This window comes from Nonomuraea glycinis (assembly GCF_014646515.1).
GTDB classification, from domain to species: Bacteria; Actinomycetota; Actinomycetes; order Streptosporangiales; family Streptosporangiaceae; genus Nonomuraea; species Nonomuraea glycinis.
Map to the genome: position 1 here is coordinate 780,024 of NZ_BMNK01000001.1, position 17,110 is coordinate 797,133.

At 71.1% G+C, this 17,110-nt stretch carries 13 protein-coding genes; 6 read left to right on the top strand and 7 right to left on the bottom strand.

Translation table 11 applies throughout. From position 1 onward, the window contains the following. Window positions 1-9: 9 nt before the first annotated feature. From IEY87_RS03575 to IEY87_RS03590, 4 genes are all read right to left on the bottom strand, one after another. Window positions 10-822 carry an ABC transporter ATP-binding protein gene (locus IEY87_RS03575; RefSeq protein WP_225276783.1) on the bottom strand — a complete coding sequence of 271 codons (813 nt, stop codon included), beginning with the start codon at window positions 820-822 and terminating at the stop codon, window positions 10-12. Next, window positions 819-1,751, bottom strand: a complete 933-nt coding sequence (locus tag IEY87_RS03580) for an ABC transporter ATP-binding protein (RefSeq protein WP_189136989.1) — start codon at window positions 1,749-1,751, stop codon at window positions 819-821. Before IEY87_RS03580 ends, IEY87_RS03575 begins: the two co-directional genes overlap by 4 nt. A gap of 181 nt (window positions 1,752-1,932) precedes the next feature. Next, window positions 1,933-2,874 carry an RNA polymerase sigma factor SigJ gene (gene sigJ / locus IEY87_RS03585; RefSeq protein ID WP_189136990.1) on the bottom strand — a complete coding sequence of 314 codons (942 nt, stop codon included), beginning with the start codon at window positions 2,872-2,874 and terminating at the stop codon, window positions 1,933-1,935. Between the two features lie 54 nt (window positions 2,875-2,928). Further along, a complete protein-coding gene (locus IEY87_RS03590) occupies window positions 2,929-3,657 on the bottom strand; it encodes a sigma factor (protein ID WP_189136991.1) in 729 nt (242 codons plus the stop codon). A gap of 170 nt (window positions 3,658-3,827) precedes the next feature. Here IEY87_RS03590 and IEY87_RS03595 point away from each other — a divergent pair, with 170 nt between their 5' ends. Both IEY87_RS03595 and IEY87_RS03600 read left to right on the top strand, forming a co-directional pair. After that, window positions 3,828-4,226 (top strand): cupin domain-containing protein, encoded by a 399-nt coding sequence (locus IEY87_RS03595; RefSeq protein WP_189136992.1) that lies wholly within the window; start codon window positions 3,828-3,830, stop codon window positions 4,224-4,226. Window positions 4,227-4,237: 11 nt separating this feature from the next. Further along, window positions 4,238-5,131, top strand: coding sequence for an NAD-dependent epimerase/dehydratase family protein (locus IEY87_RS03600; RefSeq protein ID WP_189136993.1), 894 nt, complete (start codon window positions 4,238-4,240; stop codon window positions 5,129-5,131). Here the strand turns inward: IEY87_RS03600 and pdxR are convergent. Together pdxR and IEY87_RS03610 are read right to left on the bottom strand one after the other, a co-directional pair. Next, a complete protein-coding gene (gene pdxR / locus IEY87_RS03605; protein WP_189136994.1) occupies window positions 5,103-6,548 on the bottom strand; it encodes a MocR-like pyridoxine biosynthesis transcription factor PdxR in 1,446 nt (481 codons plus the stop codon). The two genes, IEY87_RS03600 and pdxR, sit on opposite strands and share 29 nt — an antisense overlap. A gap of 80 nt (window positions 6,549-6,628) precedes the next feature. Next, the gene (locus IEY87_RS03610) at window positions 6,629-7,963 is read right to left on the bottom strand and encodes a cytochrome b (RefSeq protein WP_189136995.1); all 1,335 of its coding nucleotides are present in this window, start codon (window positions 7,961-7,963) and stop codon (window positions 6,629-6,631) included. Window positions 7,964-8,229: 266 nt separating this feature from the next. Between IEY87_RS03610 and IEY87_RS03615 the strand changes: the two genes are divergently transcribed. From IEY87_RS03615 to IEY87_RS03630, 4 genes are all read left to right on the top strand, one after another. Continuing rightward, the gene (locus tag IEY87_RS03615; RefSeq protein ID WP_189136996.1) at window positions 8,230-9,441 is read left to right on the top strand and encodes an alpha/beta hydrolase family protein; all 1,212 of its coding nucleotides are present in this window, start codon (window positions 8,230-8,232) and stop codon (window positions 9,439-9,441) included. A 220-nt stretch (window positions 9,442-9,661) separates the two neighbouring features. After that, window positions 9,662-10,546: an RNA polymerase sigma factor SigJ gene (sigJ, locus tag IEY87_RS03620; protein ID WP_189137308.1), complete on the top strand. Its 885-nt coding sequence runs from the start codon at window positions 9,662-9,664 to the stop codon at window positions 10,544-10,546. Window positions 10,547-10,705: 159 nt separating this feature from the next. Next, entirely contained in the window at window positions 10,706-11,923 is a 1,218-nt protein-coding gene (locus IEY87_RS03625; RefSeq protein ID WP_225276782.1) for an FAD-dependent monooxygenase, read from the top strand. 181 nt (window positions 11,924-12,104) lie between these two features. Then, window positions 12,105-14,021, top strand: a complete 1,917-nt coding sequence (locus IEY87_RS03630; protein WP_189136997.1) for an FUSC family protein — start codon at window positions 12,105-12,107, stop codon at window positions 14,019-14,021. On the opposite strand, the gene IEY87_RS03635 is transcribed toward IEY87_RS03630, so the two are convergent. Further along, window positions 14,018-16,990, bottom strand: coding sequence for a helix-turn-helix transcriptional regulator (locus IEY87_RS03635; RefSeq protein ID WP_225276781.1), 2,973 nt, complete (start codon window positions 16,988-16,990; stop codon window positions 14,018-14,020). The genes IEY87_RS03630 and IEY87_RS03635 overlap by 4 nt on opposite strands. Window positions 16,991-17,110: the final 120 nt, after the last annotated feature.

Genomic DNA, 17,110 nt, shown 5'->3' on the forward strand with positions numbered 1-17,110 from the left:
TCTCACTGATCAAGAATCGCCCCGACCGTTGGCACGTCCGTCGAGCTTCCCATCAGAGCGCATGCCGGGATGCTCGTCGAGCCGCCCATCGGACCGCGTGCCGGGATGTTCGTCGAGCCGCCCGTCGGACCGTATGCCGGGATGTTCGTCGAGTTGCCCGTCGTTGATGCGGATCACCCGATCCGCCAGCGCGAGCATCGTCGGATCATGCGTGGAGACCAGCGCCGTCACCCCCTCCGACTCCACCACCCCGCGCAGCAGTGCCATCACCGACAGACCGGTCTCGGCGTCCAACTGCCCGGTCGGCTCGTCCGCGATCAGCAGCCGGGGCGAGGCGGCCAGCGCCCGCGCGATCGCCACCCGCTGCTGCTGCCCGCCGGACAGCTCACCGGGCCGCTGTTCGGCATGGGCGGCCAGTCCGACCAGGTCCAGCAGCAGCGCGACCCGCCGCTCACGCTCCACCGGAGGTACGCGGGCCAGCCGCAGCGGGGCGCCCACGTTCTCCGCGGCCGACAACACCGGGATCAGGCCGAAGGTCTGGAAGACGTAGGAGACCTTCTCCCGCCGCAGCAGGGACAGGCCGTCCTCGTCGAGGGCGGTGACGTCCGTTCCGTCGACGTGGACCGTACCGGAGTCCGGGCGGTCCAGGCCGCCGATGATGTTGAGCAGCGTGGTCTTGCCGGAGCCGGACCGCCCGACCAGGGCGGTCATGGTGCCGGCCGCGAGCTCGAACGTCACGTCCCGCAACGCGTGCACGGCGGTCGCCCCGCTGCCGTACCGGCGGTGAACGCCCCGCACACCGACCAGGGGCCCGCCGTTCACGCGGCCCCGCCGCCGTCGGGACGGATCGCGACGTGATCGGCCTCCAGCACCAGCCGGACCCGTCGGGTCAACGCCAGCGCCTCCCGGTAGTCGCGCGGCACCTGAATCCGCCCCGCCCGGTCCATCACCGCGTACTCCTCGGCGATCACCTGCGGGGCGCCGTCGTCCCCGGTGGCGGTACGCCGCAACACCTCGCTGCTCGTGCGCCCGTCGCGAATCGCCACCGTCCGCTCCACCTGCCCGCTGACCGCGGGATCGTGGGTCACGATGACGACGGTGACGCCCAGCCGCTGGTTGGTCTCCCGTAACAGCCCGAACACCGCGGCCGAGGTGGCGCTGTCCAGCTCGCCGGTCGGCTCGTCGGCCAGCAGCACCCTCGGCTCGTTGGCGAGGGCCACCGCGATGGCCACCCGCATCTGCTGCCCGCCGGACAGCTCCGCGGGCCGCCGCTCGGCACAGTCGGCGACGCCCAGCAGGTCCAGCAGCTCGGCGGCACGCTTGCGGCGTACCCGGCCGGGAGTGCGGGCCGCCGTCATCGGCAGGTCGACCATCTGCCGCGCGGTCAGGTAGGGGATGAGGTTGGCGGCCGTCTGCTGGCGTACGAGTCCCACGGTGTGCCGCCGGTAGCGGACCCGATCGGCCCGCGACATGTCCAGCAGATTCCACTGATCGACCCGCACCCGCCCGGCGGTGGGTGCGTCGACCCCGGCCAGGATGGACAGCAACGTCGACTTCCCCGACCCGGACGCGCCGACGACGGCCACCATCTCCCCGCTGTCCACGACCAGGTCCAGCCCTTGCAGTGCCTGCACCTCGACCGACCCGGACTGGTAGATCCGCACCAGGCTCTCGCACGCGATCAGCGCGTCTCGCCCGAACTCCGGCGCCTTCGCGGGAGGCTGCGGCAGGGACAAGGGCGTGCTGGACATGCCCCTCCTCGACCCCGGCGCGGCGCTGCTTCAGGGCGAGACTCTATCGTCCTGACAAATCGGACCCAAGACCTTTCACCCCGCGGATCTCACCGTGCGCCGAAAGAGCCGGGCTCGGTCCGGCTCCGCGTCGCGCCGGCCACGGGCCTGCGCCGAGGGCTCCTTGACCGGATCCGCATCGTCAACGCCAGGCAACTGCGGCGCGCCTGTCCCAGCCGCGGAGCTTGTCGGGGTTCACGACCAGCCATATCCGGGTGAGCACGTCGCCGCGCGCTTCGGTCGCGACCACGGCCACGGTGGCGCCGTCGATGCGGATGACGGCGCCGGGTCGTCCGTTGACGTCCTCTTCACACAGTTCCATGCGTGGTCGTTTGCGCAGCAGGCCGAGGAACAGACGGACCGCCTTGCCGGCGCCGACGATCGGGCGCCGCCCCGCGTGCGCCTTGCCTCCACCGTCGGTGTGGACGATCACGCCGGGATCCAGCATGGTGATCAGGGCATCGAAGTCTCCGCACTCGCAGGCTCGCTTGAACGCCGAGATGAGATCGCGGTGCTGCTCGGCCTCGGCCATGGGGCGCGCCCGTTTCCCCGCCAGCCTCCGCCGCGCGCTGACGGCGAGCTGGCGGCAGGCCGCCGGACTTCGGCCGACCACCTCGGCAACCTCTGTGAAAGGCAGGCGGAAGACGTCGTGCAGCACGAACACGACTCGTTCCGCGGGTGTGAACGACTCGAGGACCACCAGCATGCCCATGCTGACGGACTCGTCCAGCGTCACCCGGTCGGCAGGGTCATCCAGCCCGGCCACGACGCTGGTCCACACCCCGAGGTCTCGCACCGGCTCGGGAATCCACTCGCCCACGTAATGTTCCCGCCGCGCCCTCGCCGACGTCAGCTGATCCAGGCAGATCCGCCCGGCCACCCGCGTCAGCCAGGCGAGGGGCGCTCTGATGTCGCGCCGCTCCTCCTCGGGCATCGCGTACCAGCGTGAATACGTCTCCTGTACGACGTCCTCGGCGTCGTGGGTGGAACCGAGCATCCGGTACGCGAGCCCCAACAGGGCCCGCTGTTCGGCGGGAACCGAATGGTCAAGGGCCCACGCCCCCTGCCGCACATCGTCTTTCATGCCTCTATGACGAGGTGGCCGGCGTGAACGTGAGGACGTGGGCCCGGCACACCGTCATCGGCGGGGGTCCTCGTCTCTCCGCCATGCGCGAAGTTTCTCAGGATTCATCACAATCCACACGTCCTGGATGCGGTCGTCACAGGTGCGCAGCATGACGACCGCAGCCGTGGCGCCGTCCACACGGACGACGAGCCCCGGCCCGCCGTTGATCGACGCTTCCACCAAGGTCACGTCGGCCTGCCCGCCGAACAGGCCGACGACGAAACGCGCGACCTGCTCAGCGCCGGTGATCGGCTGGAGAGGCGCGCGTACCCGGCCGCCGCTGTCCGTGATCACCGTGACGTCGGGAGCGAGCAGTACGGTCAACTCGCCGACCCCGTCCGTCCCCTCGCAAGCCATCTTGAACGCCTGGACGATGCGGTCATACCGGTGGACAGCCCCCGGGGGCGTCATCGGCCCGCTACGGGGCGCGTGTTCGCCAGGGTGACGGGATTCGGCCAGGAGCGGCGGACTCACACGCGCCCCGTTCAGCCGTTCGAAGCACAGGCGGCTCGCGACGCTGGTGAGCCAGGCGGTAGGCCAACCGACCTCGTCCTGCAGATCCTCCGGCATCGCGTACCAGCGGGCATAGGTCTCCTGTACGACGTCCTCGGCGTCCCGCGCCGAGCCGAGCAGACGCTCAGCGATCGCACCCAGCAGACGCCGCTCGCCCACGATGGTGCTGATCCCCACGTCGGACCAGCGCCCGGGCCGGTCGGGCTCAAATGGTTGTGTGACGTTCATACCTCTACGACGACGTAGGGGTGTTCCCGTGTGAGGCGCACAGGGATCAGCCAGTGGCTGACCATGCACCGGTGATTGCTTGTGATCCGCTCGGCTGAGGCAAGTGGTGCAGTCGAGCAGCCCGTAAGTGGACTAGTTCACTGGTCCGTTCGCCAACTAGCGTCGATGGCATGGACCTGAAAAGCAACTCAGAACTCACGCTGCTTCTTGACGGGACGCCGCTCAGGCTTCCCGATCCTGCCCATACGATGACCGTGCTCATCGAGCTGCCGCCCGGCGACTCCGGTTCTCCGCCGCACCGGCACTCGGGCCCGGTCTACGGCTACATGATCGAAGGGGAGATGCTCTTCGAGCTCGAGGGTGAGCCGGAACGGGTGATCCGCGCGGGCGAGGCGTTCTGGGAGCCCGGTGGCGACGTCATCCACTACCAGGCGGCCAACAACCTGTCCGACCGGTGGAGCCGGTTCGTCGTGGTCATGTTCTGCGTGCCCGGTGAGCCGATGCTCACCTACGTCGACGACGAGGAGCTCGCGGCCCGCCGTGACCGCCGCGCTCCCCGTCCGTCGTGAGGGGGACCGGCATGCGGATCTTCCTCGCGGGAGCGACAGGAGTCATCGGCCGGCGGGTGGTGCCCCGGTTGATCGCCGCGGGGCACCAGGTAACCGCCCTCACCCGGAAACCCGACCGGACCGCCACGCTGCGCGCCTTGGGCGCGGAGCCGGTGGTGGCCGACGTCCGCGACCGCGTGGCCATCGCCACCGCCGTCGAAGCGGCTGCCCCCGACATCGTGATGCATCAGCTCACCGACCTTGCCGCGGGTGATGTCGCGGCGAACGCGGCACTGCGCAGGGAGGGCACCCGTAACCTGGTCGATGCGGCGCTCGCCGCCGGCGCTCGCCGGATGGTGGCACAGAGTGTCGCGTGGTTCTACGAGGCCGGAGACGAGCCGGCCGATGAGACGACGCCGCTCGATCTCGCCGCACCGGGGGAGCGCGGAAGCAAGGTGCGGAGCGTGGCGGCGCTGGAGGCGGCCGTCCACGAGATGCCTGAGTGGGTCGTGCTGCGCTACGGGATGCTCTACGGCCCCGGGACATGGCATGCGCCCGACGGCCTCACCGCGGGCATGGCGCGGGCCGGGAGATTGGCCGCCGACGACGAGGTGGTCTCCTTCGTTCACGCCGATGACGCCGCCATCGCGGCAGTGCAGGCGCTGACCTGGCCTGCCGGTCATGCGGTCAACATCTGCGACGACGAGCCGGTGTCGGGCCGGGAGTGGGTGCCCGCCTTCTGCGCGGCTGTGGGGGCGCCACCTCCGCCGGCTGCGGACCCCGGCCGGCCCGGGTGGGCGCGCGGCGCGGACAACCACTACGCCCGCAAGCACCTCGGCTGGGTGCCGGGGTATCCCTCGTGGCGGGACGGCTTCGCGGCGTTCGCCGGTGGCACCCCTACCCGCTTGTTCGGGACGGCCCGCTGACCAGCGAGACCAGCATGTCGAGCGCCTGACGCCAGGCGTGCTGCGGCGGTGTGGCGTAGCCGATGAGCAGGGCGGCGGGCCGCTCCTCGTCCATCGGGTACCAGTAATCCGCCGTGTGCAGGCCTTGCAGGAGCAGGCCCGCGCGCTCCGCCGTGGCGACCAGTTCGCGTTCGGCGGCTTCCGAGGCGACCGGCAGTAGCGTGTGCAACCCGGCGGCGACGCCCGTGAGCGGCGTGTCGGTGACCACCGCCAGCCGTTCGGCCAGCTCGTGACGGCGGCGCCGGTAAGCCAGCCGGGCCCGCCGTACGTGCCGGTCGTAGCTCCCACGGGAGAGCAGGTCGGCGAGCACGAGCTGGTCGATCACCGGGGGTGTCGAGCCGGTCTCTCGCACGGTCCGCAGCAGCGGGCGGCGCAGGGGGGCGGGCACCACCAGCCAGCCGAGCCGCGCCCCCGGTGCCAGGGTCTTGCTGGTGCTGCCCGCGTAGATCACCCGGTCGGGTGCCAGCGCCTGCATCGCGCCAACCGGTTGCTGGTCGTAGCGGAACTCGCCGTCGTAGTCGTCCTCGATCACGTAGGCGTCGTTCCGCCGGGCCCAGTCGATGAACGCCGAGCGCCTCCCGGGCGCCAGCACGACGCCCCACGGGTGCTGGTGGGCGGGAGTGAGCAGCGCGAACCCCGCGCCATCCGGCAGGCGCGCCGGATCGGAGCCACCAGCGTCCACCGCCAGCGGCACAGGGTCGATCCCCGCCGCGGCCAGCAGTTCTCGGTGCGCCGCGAACCCCGGGTTCTCGGTGGCGGCGCGCCGGGTGCCGAGACCGCGGAAGGTGCGTGCGAGCAGCGCGAGCGCCTGGGTGAACCCGGCGGTGATCACCGTCGATCCGGCGCTCGCCCACACTCCACGAGTCCGTGAGACGTATTCGGCGACTGCCGAGCGCAGCGCGGGCATGCCTGCCGGATCGGGGTAGCCCATCTGCTCGGACTCCATCGCCGCCATCACCCGGCGGACGCCGGCAACCCAGTCCGCGCGCGGAAACGTGCTGACGTCGGGCCTGCCGGGACGCAGGTCGCCGAGGGCCGTGGCGCGGAGCTCCGGAGGACCGTGGTCGGCGGTCTCGCTGGTGTCGGACTCCGGCAGCACGTCGGTCACCCGGGTGCCGGATCCGGGCACGCCTGTCAGCCACCCCCCGGCGATGAGCTGCGTGTAGGCCTGGACGACCGTGCCCCTGGACAGGCCGAGGTCGGCGGCGAGGCTACGGGTGCCGGGCAGCCGGGTGCCCGCGGTCAGCCGTCCCCGCCGCACGGCCTCGCGCAGGGCGGTCTCCAGCGACCGCCCGACCCCGCGGTCGCCGGTCAGGTCGAGATGCAGGTCGAGCCCTGACCTGAGGTCGGCTGGGGTGTCGTCCGGTGAGCCTCGCATCGACCGTCCTCCTCTGGTCTCGCCTCTTATGCCCTCGGCTGGAACCCGCATGACTTCCACCTGCTGTCCTAGGTCGATCCTCAGTGGAATCCGCCCTGCGGGGAGCGCGTGATGATCCCCGTCTCCACGCCGTGCTCGGCCACGAGGTGATCCGTCTGCTGAAGCGCGAGGCAGATCCACCGCGTGATGACGAAGGCGATGACGGGGCCGATGACCACGGCGTACCTGAAGAAGAGCGTCACCGTCTCGACCGTCAAGTGGAACTGGTGGGCGATCTGGTCGTTGGCCGAGGCCGTCCACAGCAGGCCGTAGAACGTGACGCCGGCGGCCGCGATGGCACTCTTCACCGGGGTGTCACGTGGCCGGTCGAGCAGGTCACGCGCGAGCGTCTCGCGGGTCATGCGGCTCGTGGCCTCGGGGCGGTTCAGCGTGTCCCGGCGACTGCGCCGCGAGAGGAGGAAGCGCTCGGCCGCCGGGTAGGCGGCCAGGGCGGTGAAGAAGACCCCGGGTATCACCAGCGTGGGGACGAGGACCGAGAGGCTGAGCGTGTGGTCGCCGATGGTGAGCTCCCACGCGGGCATGACCCGGAGGGCGCCGTCGAGAAATCCCATGTACCAGTCGGGAACCGAGCCCGCCGAGCTCTGCGTCGGCATGGCGGGGCCGTACAGCCATATAGGGGCGATCTGGAAACCGAACCCGAGGATGATCAGTGTGCCGATCGTCGCGAGCGCCATCGCCGGACCTGCGCTCCGTCGCGCAGGCACCGCGGCGATGAACCGGGAGTGGCCGTGCCGCCGCAGGAGCAGTTCACGGGCGATCAGCAGCGCGGCCATGACGACCGCGATCAGCAGGTGCCCCCCGTACAGGACCGGAATGACTCGCTCGCCGGGGAAGTCCGGGCCGAACAGCAGCGAGAACGCCCAGGTTCCCACCACGGGAACGGACTGCACCACTGACATGATCAGCCACAGGCTTCCACCCGACAGCAGGTCGTCCGGCAGGGCGTTGCCGCTCTCACCCGCGGCCATGCCCAGGGCCAGCAGCGTCACCCAGATCAGCCACTGCCTCGTGCGCGGGCGGCGGAACGCGCTGGTGAGGAACATCCGCAGCAGGTGCACCACGACGGCCGCCATGAAGACGAGCGCCGCCCAGTGGTGCACCTGGCGGATGAGCAGTCCGCCGCGCACCTCCAGACTCAGATGCATGGTGGAGTCGAAGGCCTTGCTGACGAGGAGTCCGCGTAGCGGACCGTAGGAGCCGTCATAGGTCACCTGGGCCATGCTGGGGTCGTAGAACACCATCAGCACCGCCCCGGTCACCGCCAGAACGACGAACGACCAGACGGCGATCTGCGCGAACATGAACGACCAGTGCGAGAACTGAAACGAGCGGCGTTTGACCGGCAACGAACGCATGTGGTCCCCCTGACCTTGCCTCATTCACATGACGGAATGGGGCGGGTCGATGTGACGGCGATGACGCGTCGGAGACGGTGATTCGCGTCACGGCCCTCAGACCGTGGCCGAGGGCTGAGGTGCTCTGGAGGGGCCTTTCCGCATGTGGCTTCGCTCACAGTTCGAGGTGAATCATCACACCGGCCCCGTCCCTGTCGTCGAGACAGTCGTAGCCATCAGGATTCCTGGCCTGCTGCAACGGCTGGGAGCGATCGGGGAGATCATCGATGCAAGCAACGAAGTTCCGCAGTCTCGCCCTCGGGGCGGTCGTGACCGCGACCCTGGCCGCGGGGACGCCGCTCGCCGCCCATAACAGCGACGAACAGCCGGTGACAGCGCAGAGACACGCGGTGACCGGTTCCCAGGGCGCGGGGGAGCTGGTGTCGGCCAAGGCCGTCGCCACCCTCGACCCGGTGCTGGCGTCGGTGGCCGGGCGGGCGGATCGGATCACCTATCGCTCCCGGGCGCTGGACGGTGATGACATCGTGGTCAGCGGGGTGCTCCTCAAGCCGAAAGGCAGGGCGCCCAAGGGAGGCTGGCCCGTGGTGTCGTGGGGGCACGGGTCCTCCGGCACCAACGACCAGTGCGCTCCGTCCAGCACGGCGAACAAGGACGGCAAGGTCGACCTGTACGGTTACAGCGGTTTCATCGTCGAACTGCTCAAAGCCGGTTATGCGGTGGCCGCGACCGACTACGAGGGCCTGGGCACCCGTGGCGAGCATCCCTACATCGTGGCTGACAGCGAAGGCCGTGGCATGATCGATGCCGTTCGCGCCGCGGTCCAGGCCGAGCCCACGCTGTCGAAGTCGTGGTTCGCCGTCGGGCATTCCCAGGGCGGGCAGGCCGCCATCGCCGCCGGGGAGCTCGCCAAGACCTGGGGCCGGGGCCTCGATTTTCGGGGCACGGTCGGGCTGGCGCCGGTGACCGACGTCGGTCAGGCCTACAACTACGGTTCGCCCGGCCCCGTGGACCGCGGCTTCTATCTGCTGGCGCTGCAAGGTCTGAAGACGCTGCACCCCGGCTTGCGGTACGACGACTACCTCGGCGCCCAGGCCATGCGCATGCTGCCCGTGGCCGAGAAGGAGTGCACCGCGAAGATCTGGGAGGACTTCTCCGCCGACCTCGGCGACAAGCTGAACGACTTCCAGTTCACGCCCCAGACCCTGGAGGCCGCGCTGAAGTTGCAGCCTCTGCTGGACGCGCAGAGTGTGCCTCGTGGGAAGACTCCCGGCCCGATGCTGCTGCTCCAGGGTGATCGGGACCCGTCCATCAAGATCGCAGTGACCGAGCAGGCGGTTCGCAACGCCCGCGCGGCCGGCACCGCGGCCACGTTCCGGGTCTACCCGGGCAAGGACCACTACACCGTGCTGACCCCGCACAGCGAAGGCGGCGCGGCCACGGACGTCATCAACTGGCTCAACGGCCACAAGGGTCGATGACGGCTGGGCAGGTAGGCGCACATCGTCCTGACTGTGGGGTACGGACCGGCTTTTGCCTCGGATGTGGGGTGAATGCGGTGTAAAGCGGCATAGCCTCTGTAAGCCGGGTGTGATCTCGTGGTGCGCCCACGTGAACCGCGGAAGGAGAGCCGTCGTGCCACGCCACTGGGGGCAGGCCGCCCTCCCGCTGAGCTCGATCTTCGACGAGCGCGCCGCCGTGATGCTGAACGATCGCGGCACCTTGATGAATCTCGCGTTCAGAATGCTCGGCTCGACCCACGACGCCGAGGACGTCGTGCAGGACGCCTACGCGCGGTGGTATGCCCTGTCCGACGACGCACGGCGCGCCATCCGCTCGCAGATCGCCTGGCTCGTGCGGGTGACCAGCAGGATCTGCCTGGACCAGCTCACCTCGGCCCGGGCACGCCGTGAAAGGTACGTGGGGGACTGGCTTCCTGAGCCGCTTCCCGGCGAAGCCCGGTGGGCCAGCACCGCGAGAACCCAGCAGGGCGATCCCGCCGAGCGGGTAACTCTCGACGACTCCGTCAGCATGGGCGTGCTCGTCATGCTCGAATCCGTGACCCCGGCAGAACGGGTCGCCTTCGTCCTGCACGATGTCTTTAACCTGCCGCACACCGAGATCGCCGACATCGTCGGGCGTACTCCGGAGGCCTGCCGCCAACTCGCCGCCTCGGCCCGGCGGCACCTTCAGCGCGACCGGCGCCTCGCCGTCAATGCTCAGCAGCATCGCAGCATCGTCTCCGCCTTCAAGGACGCCTGCGAGCACGGCGACTTCGATACCCTGATCAGCCTCCTCGACCCCCAGGTCAGCGTTCGCACCGACGGGGGAGGAAAGGTCCGGGCGGCCCTGCACCCGATCGCCGGCTCCGAGAAGGCGGCGCGCTACTTTCTCGGCCTGCGCCGGAAGAAATTCAGCCAGGAGATCACCGAAGAGAGCGTCAACGGCCGCCCCGGATTGGCCACCCATGCCGACGGCGAAATCAACGGTGTCATGGCCATTGCCGTCCGCGACGGCCGTATCACCGACATCTGGTTGATAGTGAATCCGGACAAACTCCAGGTCTGGAAAGGCTCCAACCGCTGAAAGGGCATCCCGGGCCGCTTACTCGTCGGCGCCGGGACGCGGCGGCCCACAGGAATTCCGCTGACGATACAGCGGCGTCAAATGTGAGGTCGCGCGGCCATGAGATATGCCCTATCGGCCGAATGGGAAAAATGGTCAATCGGTTTCTATGCTGAAGAAATGACTACCGAACAGAACCGACGCGCACTCATCGTCGGAATGGGAATCAGCGGTATGGCCACGGCGATCCGGTTGCGTCAGATCGGCTGGGAGCCGATCGTCGTCGAACGGGCACCGCAGCGCCGGACGGGAGGCTACTTCGTGCTCCTGTGGGGAGCGGGACGCGCAAGCGCCGAGCGGCTGGGCATGGGGTCAGGCGTGCCGGACCACGGCGCCCCCGACACCGTTCACTACGAGATCGACCGCCGCGACAATCGGACCAGCATGGCCATTCTCGGCAGCCTTCCTGACGGTCCGCGCATGATGCTGCGGGGCGACGTCGAGAACGCCGCGTTCGAAGCGCTGCCCGACGACGTCGAGATCCGCTTCTCCACTGTCCCGACAGAGATCGAGCAGGACGCCGACGGTGTCGACGTGACCCTGCGCGACACCACGAACGGCGACACCGTGACCGAGCGGTTCGGCCTGGTCGTCGGCGCGGACGGGCTACGGTCGACCGTGCGCGGCCTGGTGTTCGGCCCGCACGAGCGCTACATGCACCGGCTGGGCGGGATCACCTGCGCCTTCCAGCTCTCCAAGCCCCTGCCCGGCCTCGCGCAGGAGGACACCGCCGTCCTGCTGGAACCGGACCACGACCGCGCCATGTGGGTGTTCGGATTCCAGGACCGGATCCCCACGGTCATGCTCACGTACCGCACCGACGATATCGACTCCGAGTTCCGCCTGCCTCCGGCTCAGCGGCTGCGTCAGGTCTTCGGCGACCGGCCGACGGGCAAGCTGCTCGGCGCTGTCCTTGACGAGGCCGACAAGGTGCAGGACATCCTCTTCGACTCGGCCGAACAAGTGCGGATGGACTCCTGGCACCGAGGGCGGGTGGTTCTGATGGGTGATGCGGCGTGGTGCGTTACCCTCTACGCCGGGATGGGCGTCTCGGCAGGGTTGGTCGGAGCGGATCTGCTCGGCTCCATGCTGCGGCGGCATCCGGACGACCTCGAAACGGCGTTGACCGAGTGGGAAGGCAAGCTACGACCGGTCATCGCCGAGTGGCAGGGCACGGCCGAAGGGCTGCGTCAGTGGTTCAACCCGTCGGGCCGCCGTGAGAGTCTGCTGCGCCTTTTCTGGACCCGGGGCGAGGACTGGCCCGTCATCGGCCGCTGGGTCCGGCAGTTCTTCATGCGCGGCAGGGTTTCGAAGAATGCGGACGTCGCGGCGGTCTGAGCCTGGAGGAGCTGCCGTCGTAGAATGATCACTACCGAAAGTGATATTCGGCGACGATGTCGTCGGCGAATCCTCCCGAACGCGTTTCCTGTCCTCGTGAAGTGCAGTCATGCGACCGATACCCCGGGCGGGTCGCGTGTCCGCATGATGACCGGAGAACCGGACGATCACGAGGAAACCGATGGGCACTCAACTCCGGCGGGCGGCACGCGCGTGGGGTCGCCTCGCCGCAGGCGATCCCAGGCTCGTCCGTACGACCACCGCGCTCAGAGCCGTCGCGGGCATCGCGCTCACCCTGGCCGTACTGTCCTTCATGGACCTGCCTGCCGCGTTCCTCGTCGCGGGCTGCTTCGCCCCCTTCACCGTCGCGCTGGCCGCCGGCGACAGCCCCGCGCGCGATCAGGTGTTCATGGTCGGCGCGGCCGTTCCGCTGGTGTCCGCCGTCCTGCTCGCGGGTGGCGCGCTCGCGCCCTTCCGCGTGGCGGCCGAGGCCGTCTTCGTCCTGTTGATCTTCTGGGCGGTGTTCGTCCGCCGGTACGGGCAACGAGGGCAGGCGCTGGGGATCTTCGCCTTCATGGCGTACTTCCTGACTCAGTTCCTCGACGTACGGCTGAACCAGTTGCCCGGCTTGTACGCCGCCGTGGGCGTCGGCTTCGCCGCCGACGCGCTGGTGGGCTTCGGCCTGCTGTACGGCCTGTTGCGGACGACCCCCGCGAGGACACTGCGGCGGCTGCGGCGCGCCTTCGACCTTCACCTGGAGCAGGTCGTGCGCGGGGCGATCGAGGTGGTGAAGGCGGGACGGGACGACACCCGCTTGACACGGTCACTGGAACGCCGGGTCGCGGGCCTGCACCGGAGCGCGCTGGAGATCGCCGATTTCCTTGATCGGGGAGGAACCGCCGACCCGGTGCGGCAGGGGATCGTGCGGGCCGAGGTGGCCGCGCAGCGGCTGGCGGTGCTGGCCGTCCGCTCTGTCGCGGCCTTCACGGGGACGACGCGCGACGGAGGCCCTGCCGCCCTCTTGGACGTCCACCACGCGATCGTCGAGCTGACGCGTGCCGTGGACGGGCTCCGATCGGCCGCCGACGCCTCTTCGTACCGCGGCCCTCGTACGAAGGGCGCGGCTCACCGGCTGAGGCGTGTCGCGACGCGGCAGGCCGTCCAGGCCGCCGCGGCGGCGGCCATCGCCGTCGTGATCGGCGAGTTGTCGTCCTCCGCACACTGGTACTGGGCCGTGCTCACCGCATGGGTGGTCTTCGTCAACACCGAGAGTTCGGGGGAGGTGCTGGTCCAGGGCTTCCAGCGCCTGCTGGGCACCGTGCTGGGCGTGGCGTGCGGGCTGTCGATCGCCGTCGTGGCCGGTGGCGACCTGCCGCTGGCGCTCAGCGTGTCGCTGGTCTGTGTCTTCGGAATCTTCCGCACCTCGCCGAACGCGTACTGGGCCGTGACGTTCTTCATCACCTGCATGATCGCCATGGCGTTCGTCCTGCTCGGCACGTTCTCGGCCGAACTGCTCGCGCTGCGTGTGCGGGAGACCGCGCTCGGGGTGCTGTGCGGGGTGCTGGCGGGGGCGCTCGTGCTGCCCACGACCGTGCGCCGGGCCGGTGGCGAGCGGCTGATCGAGGTGCTGCGTGCCCTTCGGCGTACCCGCACCCTGGGCGGGGACGCGCCGCTCGACGCCCATGAGCTGGATCGGGCTCTGGAGGACCTGCGCGGCGCCCTTCGCCCGCTGACCCACCCGCTGAACCCGCGCCGCGCCCGCGCCCGCCACTTGCTCGCCCTGCTGGAATCGTGCGCGTACCACGCCCGCAGCCTCGCCGCCGTGAGCGCCGTGGCTCAGCCGGGCGAGGCAGGGTGCGAGGTCCGCGCCGTCGAGCGCATCCGGGCCAACCTGGACCAAGCGATCCGCCTCCTGGAGGCCGGCGAGTGGCCCGCGATCTCCTGCCACGACGACCGCCGCACGCTGGCGCGGCTGGCCGCGGACCGCCGGTGGCGCGGCGATCGTACGACGCGCGAGCTCTTTCATGTGGACCGCCTGGACCAGGCGACGGCCGAGCTGGCACGGACCCTCGCCGGCGGCCTCTGCGTGATGACCTAGCCGGGCATGCCGCCGTCCACGGCCGCCGCCTCCACCACGTCGCGAAGCTGGGAACGGGCGGTGACGCCCAGCTTGGGGAAGGTGCGGTAGAGGTGGGAGCCGACGGTACGCGGCGACAGGAAGAGCCGTTCGCCGATCTCGCGGTTGGTCAGCCCGCGGGCGGCGAGCCGGACGATCTGCTGCTGTTGCGGAGAAAGGCCGGCGATGGCTCCGTGGTCGGCCGGGTGGACGTCCAGACCGGCCGCTCGCAGCTCCGCCTGCGCGCGTTCGCGCCACGGCCACGCGCCCAGCCGGCGGAAGATGTCGTACGCCGCGGTGAGGAACGGCCGCGCCTCGGCGATCCGGCGACGGCGGCGCAGCCATTCCGCGTAGTCCAGCAGCGTCTGCGCGCGCTCGAAGGGCCAGCGTTCCAGCGCGGGATCGGCCAGGGCCGCCAGGAAGGCGGGCTCGGCGTGCTCGGGGTCGGCGAGCAACGCGCGGCTGCGGTGCACCAGGCTCCGCAGGCGGGGCGAGCCGCCGCGGGCGAGGGCGCGGGCCGAGCGCTCGACGATCACGGTCGCCTCGGCGTGATGGCCGCTGCGCGCGGCGGACTCGGCCAGCTCCGGCAGGGCCGGGTAGGAGGCGTGGTAGTGGACGGGATCGCCGTTGGTGTCGAAGACCGTCCGCGCGTGCTCGTAGGCGGCCTCGTGGTCGCCTTCGACCATGGCGGCGGCGGTCAGGGCGCGGTGCGCGTACACGGCGACCGACCGGCTCTCCAGCGGGTCCACCAGGCGCAACGCCTCGTCGGCGAGTGCGCGGGCGCCTGCCGCGTCGCCCTGGGAGGCCACGACCATGGCCTCGATGGCGTGCGCGCACGCGACGGCGTGGTCGAGCCCGGCCGCGGCCGGCAGCGCGCCGAGGTCGGCGCAGACCGCACGGGCCTGATCCCAGCGGCCGTACTCGAAGTAGGCCAGCGCGACCACGCCGCCGAGCCCGTCGGGGAGCGGTCCCGCGGTGCGCCACGACCGGACGGCCTCATCGAACGTCCGGACCGCCAGCGGGGTCTCGTCCAGCACCCACGCCGCGATGGCCAGCGCGGTCAACTGCCCGGCTCGGCCCCCGGCTCCGGCCTCTCCGCGATCGCCCGCTCCGGCCTCTCCGAGGCCGCCGGCCCTGGTCCCTCCGCGATCGGCCGCTCCGGAGCGGCTCGCGGCTGCGGCGATCATGTCAGGCAGCCGGGGCGCCAGGTCGCGTCCGCTGCCGAACGGGTCCGACACGATGCGCGCCCACTCCCGCAGCGCTCCGGCGGGCAGGCGCGGCAGGAGCCGGTCGATCATCCGCCGCTGGGACTCCTCGCCTGAGTAGAAGCGCAGCACCGCGGCGGCGGCGAGCGCGTCGAGCGCGATGGCGGGGTGGGTGGCCGCCAGCTCGTCGGCGATCGCGGCCATGCCGTTGAAGCCGGCGGCGTGCTGCCTGGTCAGCGCGGACAGTCGCCCGACGTGCAGTGCGGCGGCGGCGAGCAGGACGGGGTCGTCGGTACGGGCGCGGGCCCGGTCGGCCAGCGCCTCCACCCAGGACAGGTCCCCGGTGAAGACGGCCAGGCCGGCCGCGTCCGCCAGCAGCCGGGCGCTGTCGTCGCGCCCGGGACTCAACTCCGCCGCGCGGGCCAGCGCCTTGGCGGCCGTCGCGTAGCCGCCTCGCCTGCGCGCCCTGTCGGCCGTCTGCTCCAAGGCGGCCGAGACCTCCGGGTCGGGGTGGAGGGTGGCGGCGGCCAGATGCCAGGCACGGCGGTCCGGCTCGTCACGCAGGGCGCCGGCCAGCGCGCGGTGGGCCTCCATGCGGGCGTCGAACGGCGCCGCGTGGTAGATCGCGGAGCGGACCAGCGGGTGACGGAACCGTACGTGACGGCCTGCCCGGCGGATCAGCCCGGACTCTTCGACGGCGGGCCAAGCCTTGTCGTCGGCGTCGGGCAGGAGCGCCAGCACGGCATCGGGGGGATCTTCCAAGTCGGCGGCGGCCAGGAGCAACAAGGCCCGCCGGCCGGCTTCCGGCAGCTCCGCCAGCCGGGCGGCGTAGATGGCCGCCAGCCGCCGGCCGACCGGCAACGGGCCGTGGTCATCCGGGGTGAGCGAGGCGTGTTCGGCCAGTTCGAGCAGGGCCAGGGGGTTCCCTGCGGCCTGGTCGAGCACGCGTTCCCTGATCCTGCCCGTCAGGCCGGGCACCCGCAGGCCGAGCAGCCGCCGGGACGCCGCGCGGTCGAGCGGGGACAGCACAAGCGTCGCCGCCCCCTGGCCGAGGCCCCGCCCCCGGTCGAAGTCCCGCTCCTGGCCGAAGCCCGGCTCCCGGTCGAAGTCTCGCCCTTGGCCAAAGCCCGGCCCCGGGTCGAAGCCCGGCCCCGGGTCGAAGTCCGGGCCGCCGTCGCGTACGCCGAGCGGCGGTGCGACGGGGTCGTCGTCGCGTACGCCGACCAGCAGGGTGATGGGGTCGTCGGCCAGGCGGCGAGCGGCGAAGGCGAGGACGTCGGCGGAGGGGGAGTCGAGCCACTGGGCGTCGTCGAGCACGATCGCGAGCGGCGCCCGTTCGGCCACCTGGGACAGCAGGGTCAGGACGGCGACTCCCGTCAGCAGGGGATCGGGGGCGTCGGGCACGAAGCCGAAGGCGCCGAGCAGCGCCCGGCGCTGCCGATCCGGCAGGTGGGCCACCTCGTCCAGCACCGGCCGGAGAAGCTGGTGCAGGCCCGCGAAGGCCAGGTCCCTCTCCGACTCGCGGCCGCTCGCCCACAGCACCCGACGGCCTGCCACCACGGCGCGGCGGGCCGCGTACTCCAGTAGCGTGCTCTTGCCCATCCCCGCGGCTCCGGACATGAGCAGGACCCGGCCGCCACCGGACGCGTCCGCCGCCAGCGCGGCGAGCCGCTCGACCTCGGCGTCCCGCCCGACGATCGCGTCACGTCCCGCCGTGACGCGGGAACCCGGCGCCCGCTCGTGCACAGGCCCTCCAAAGATCTCATTGAGCAGGACCACAGGCCCGTTCCCCTTCCCGCCACGGTAGCAAGCGCGCAGCGGATGCAGTCACCTGACGCATACCGCCGGCCCCGGGCGGCGGCGCAC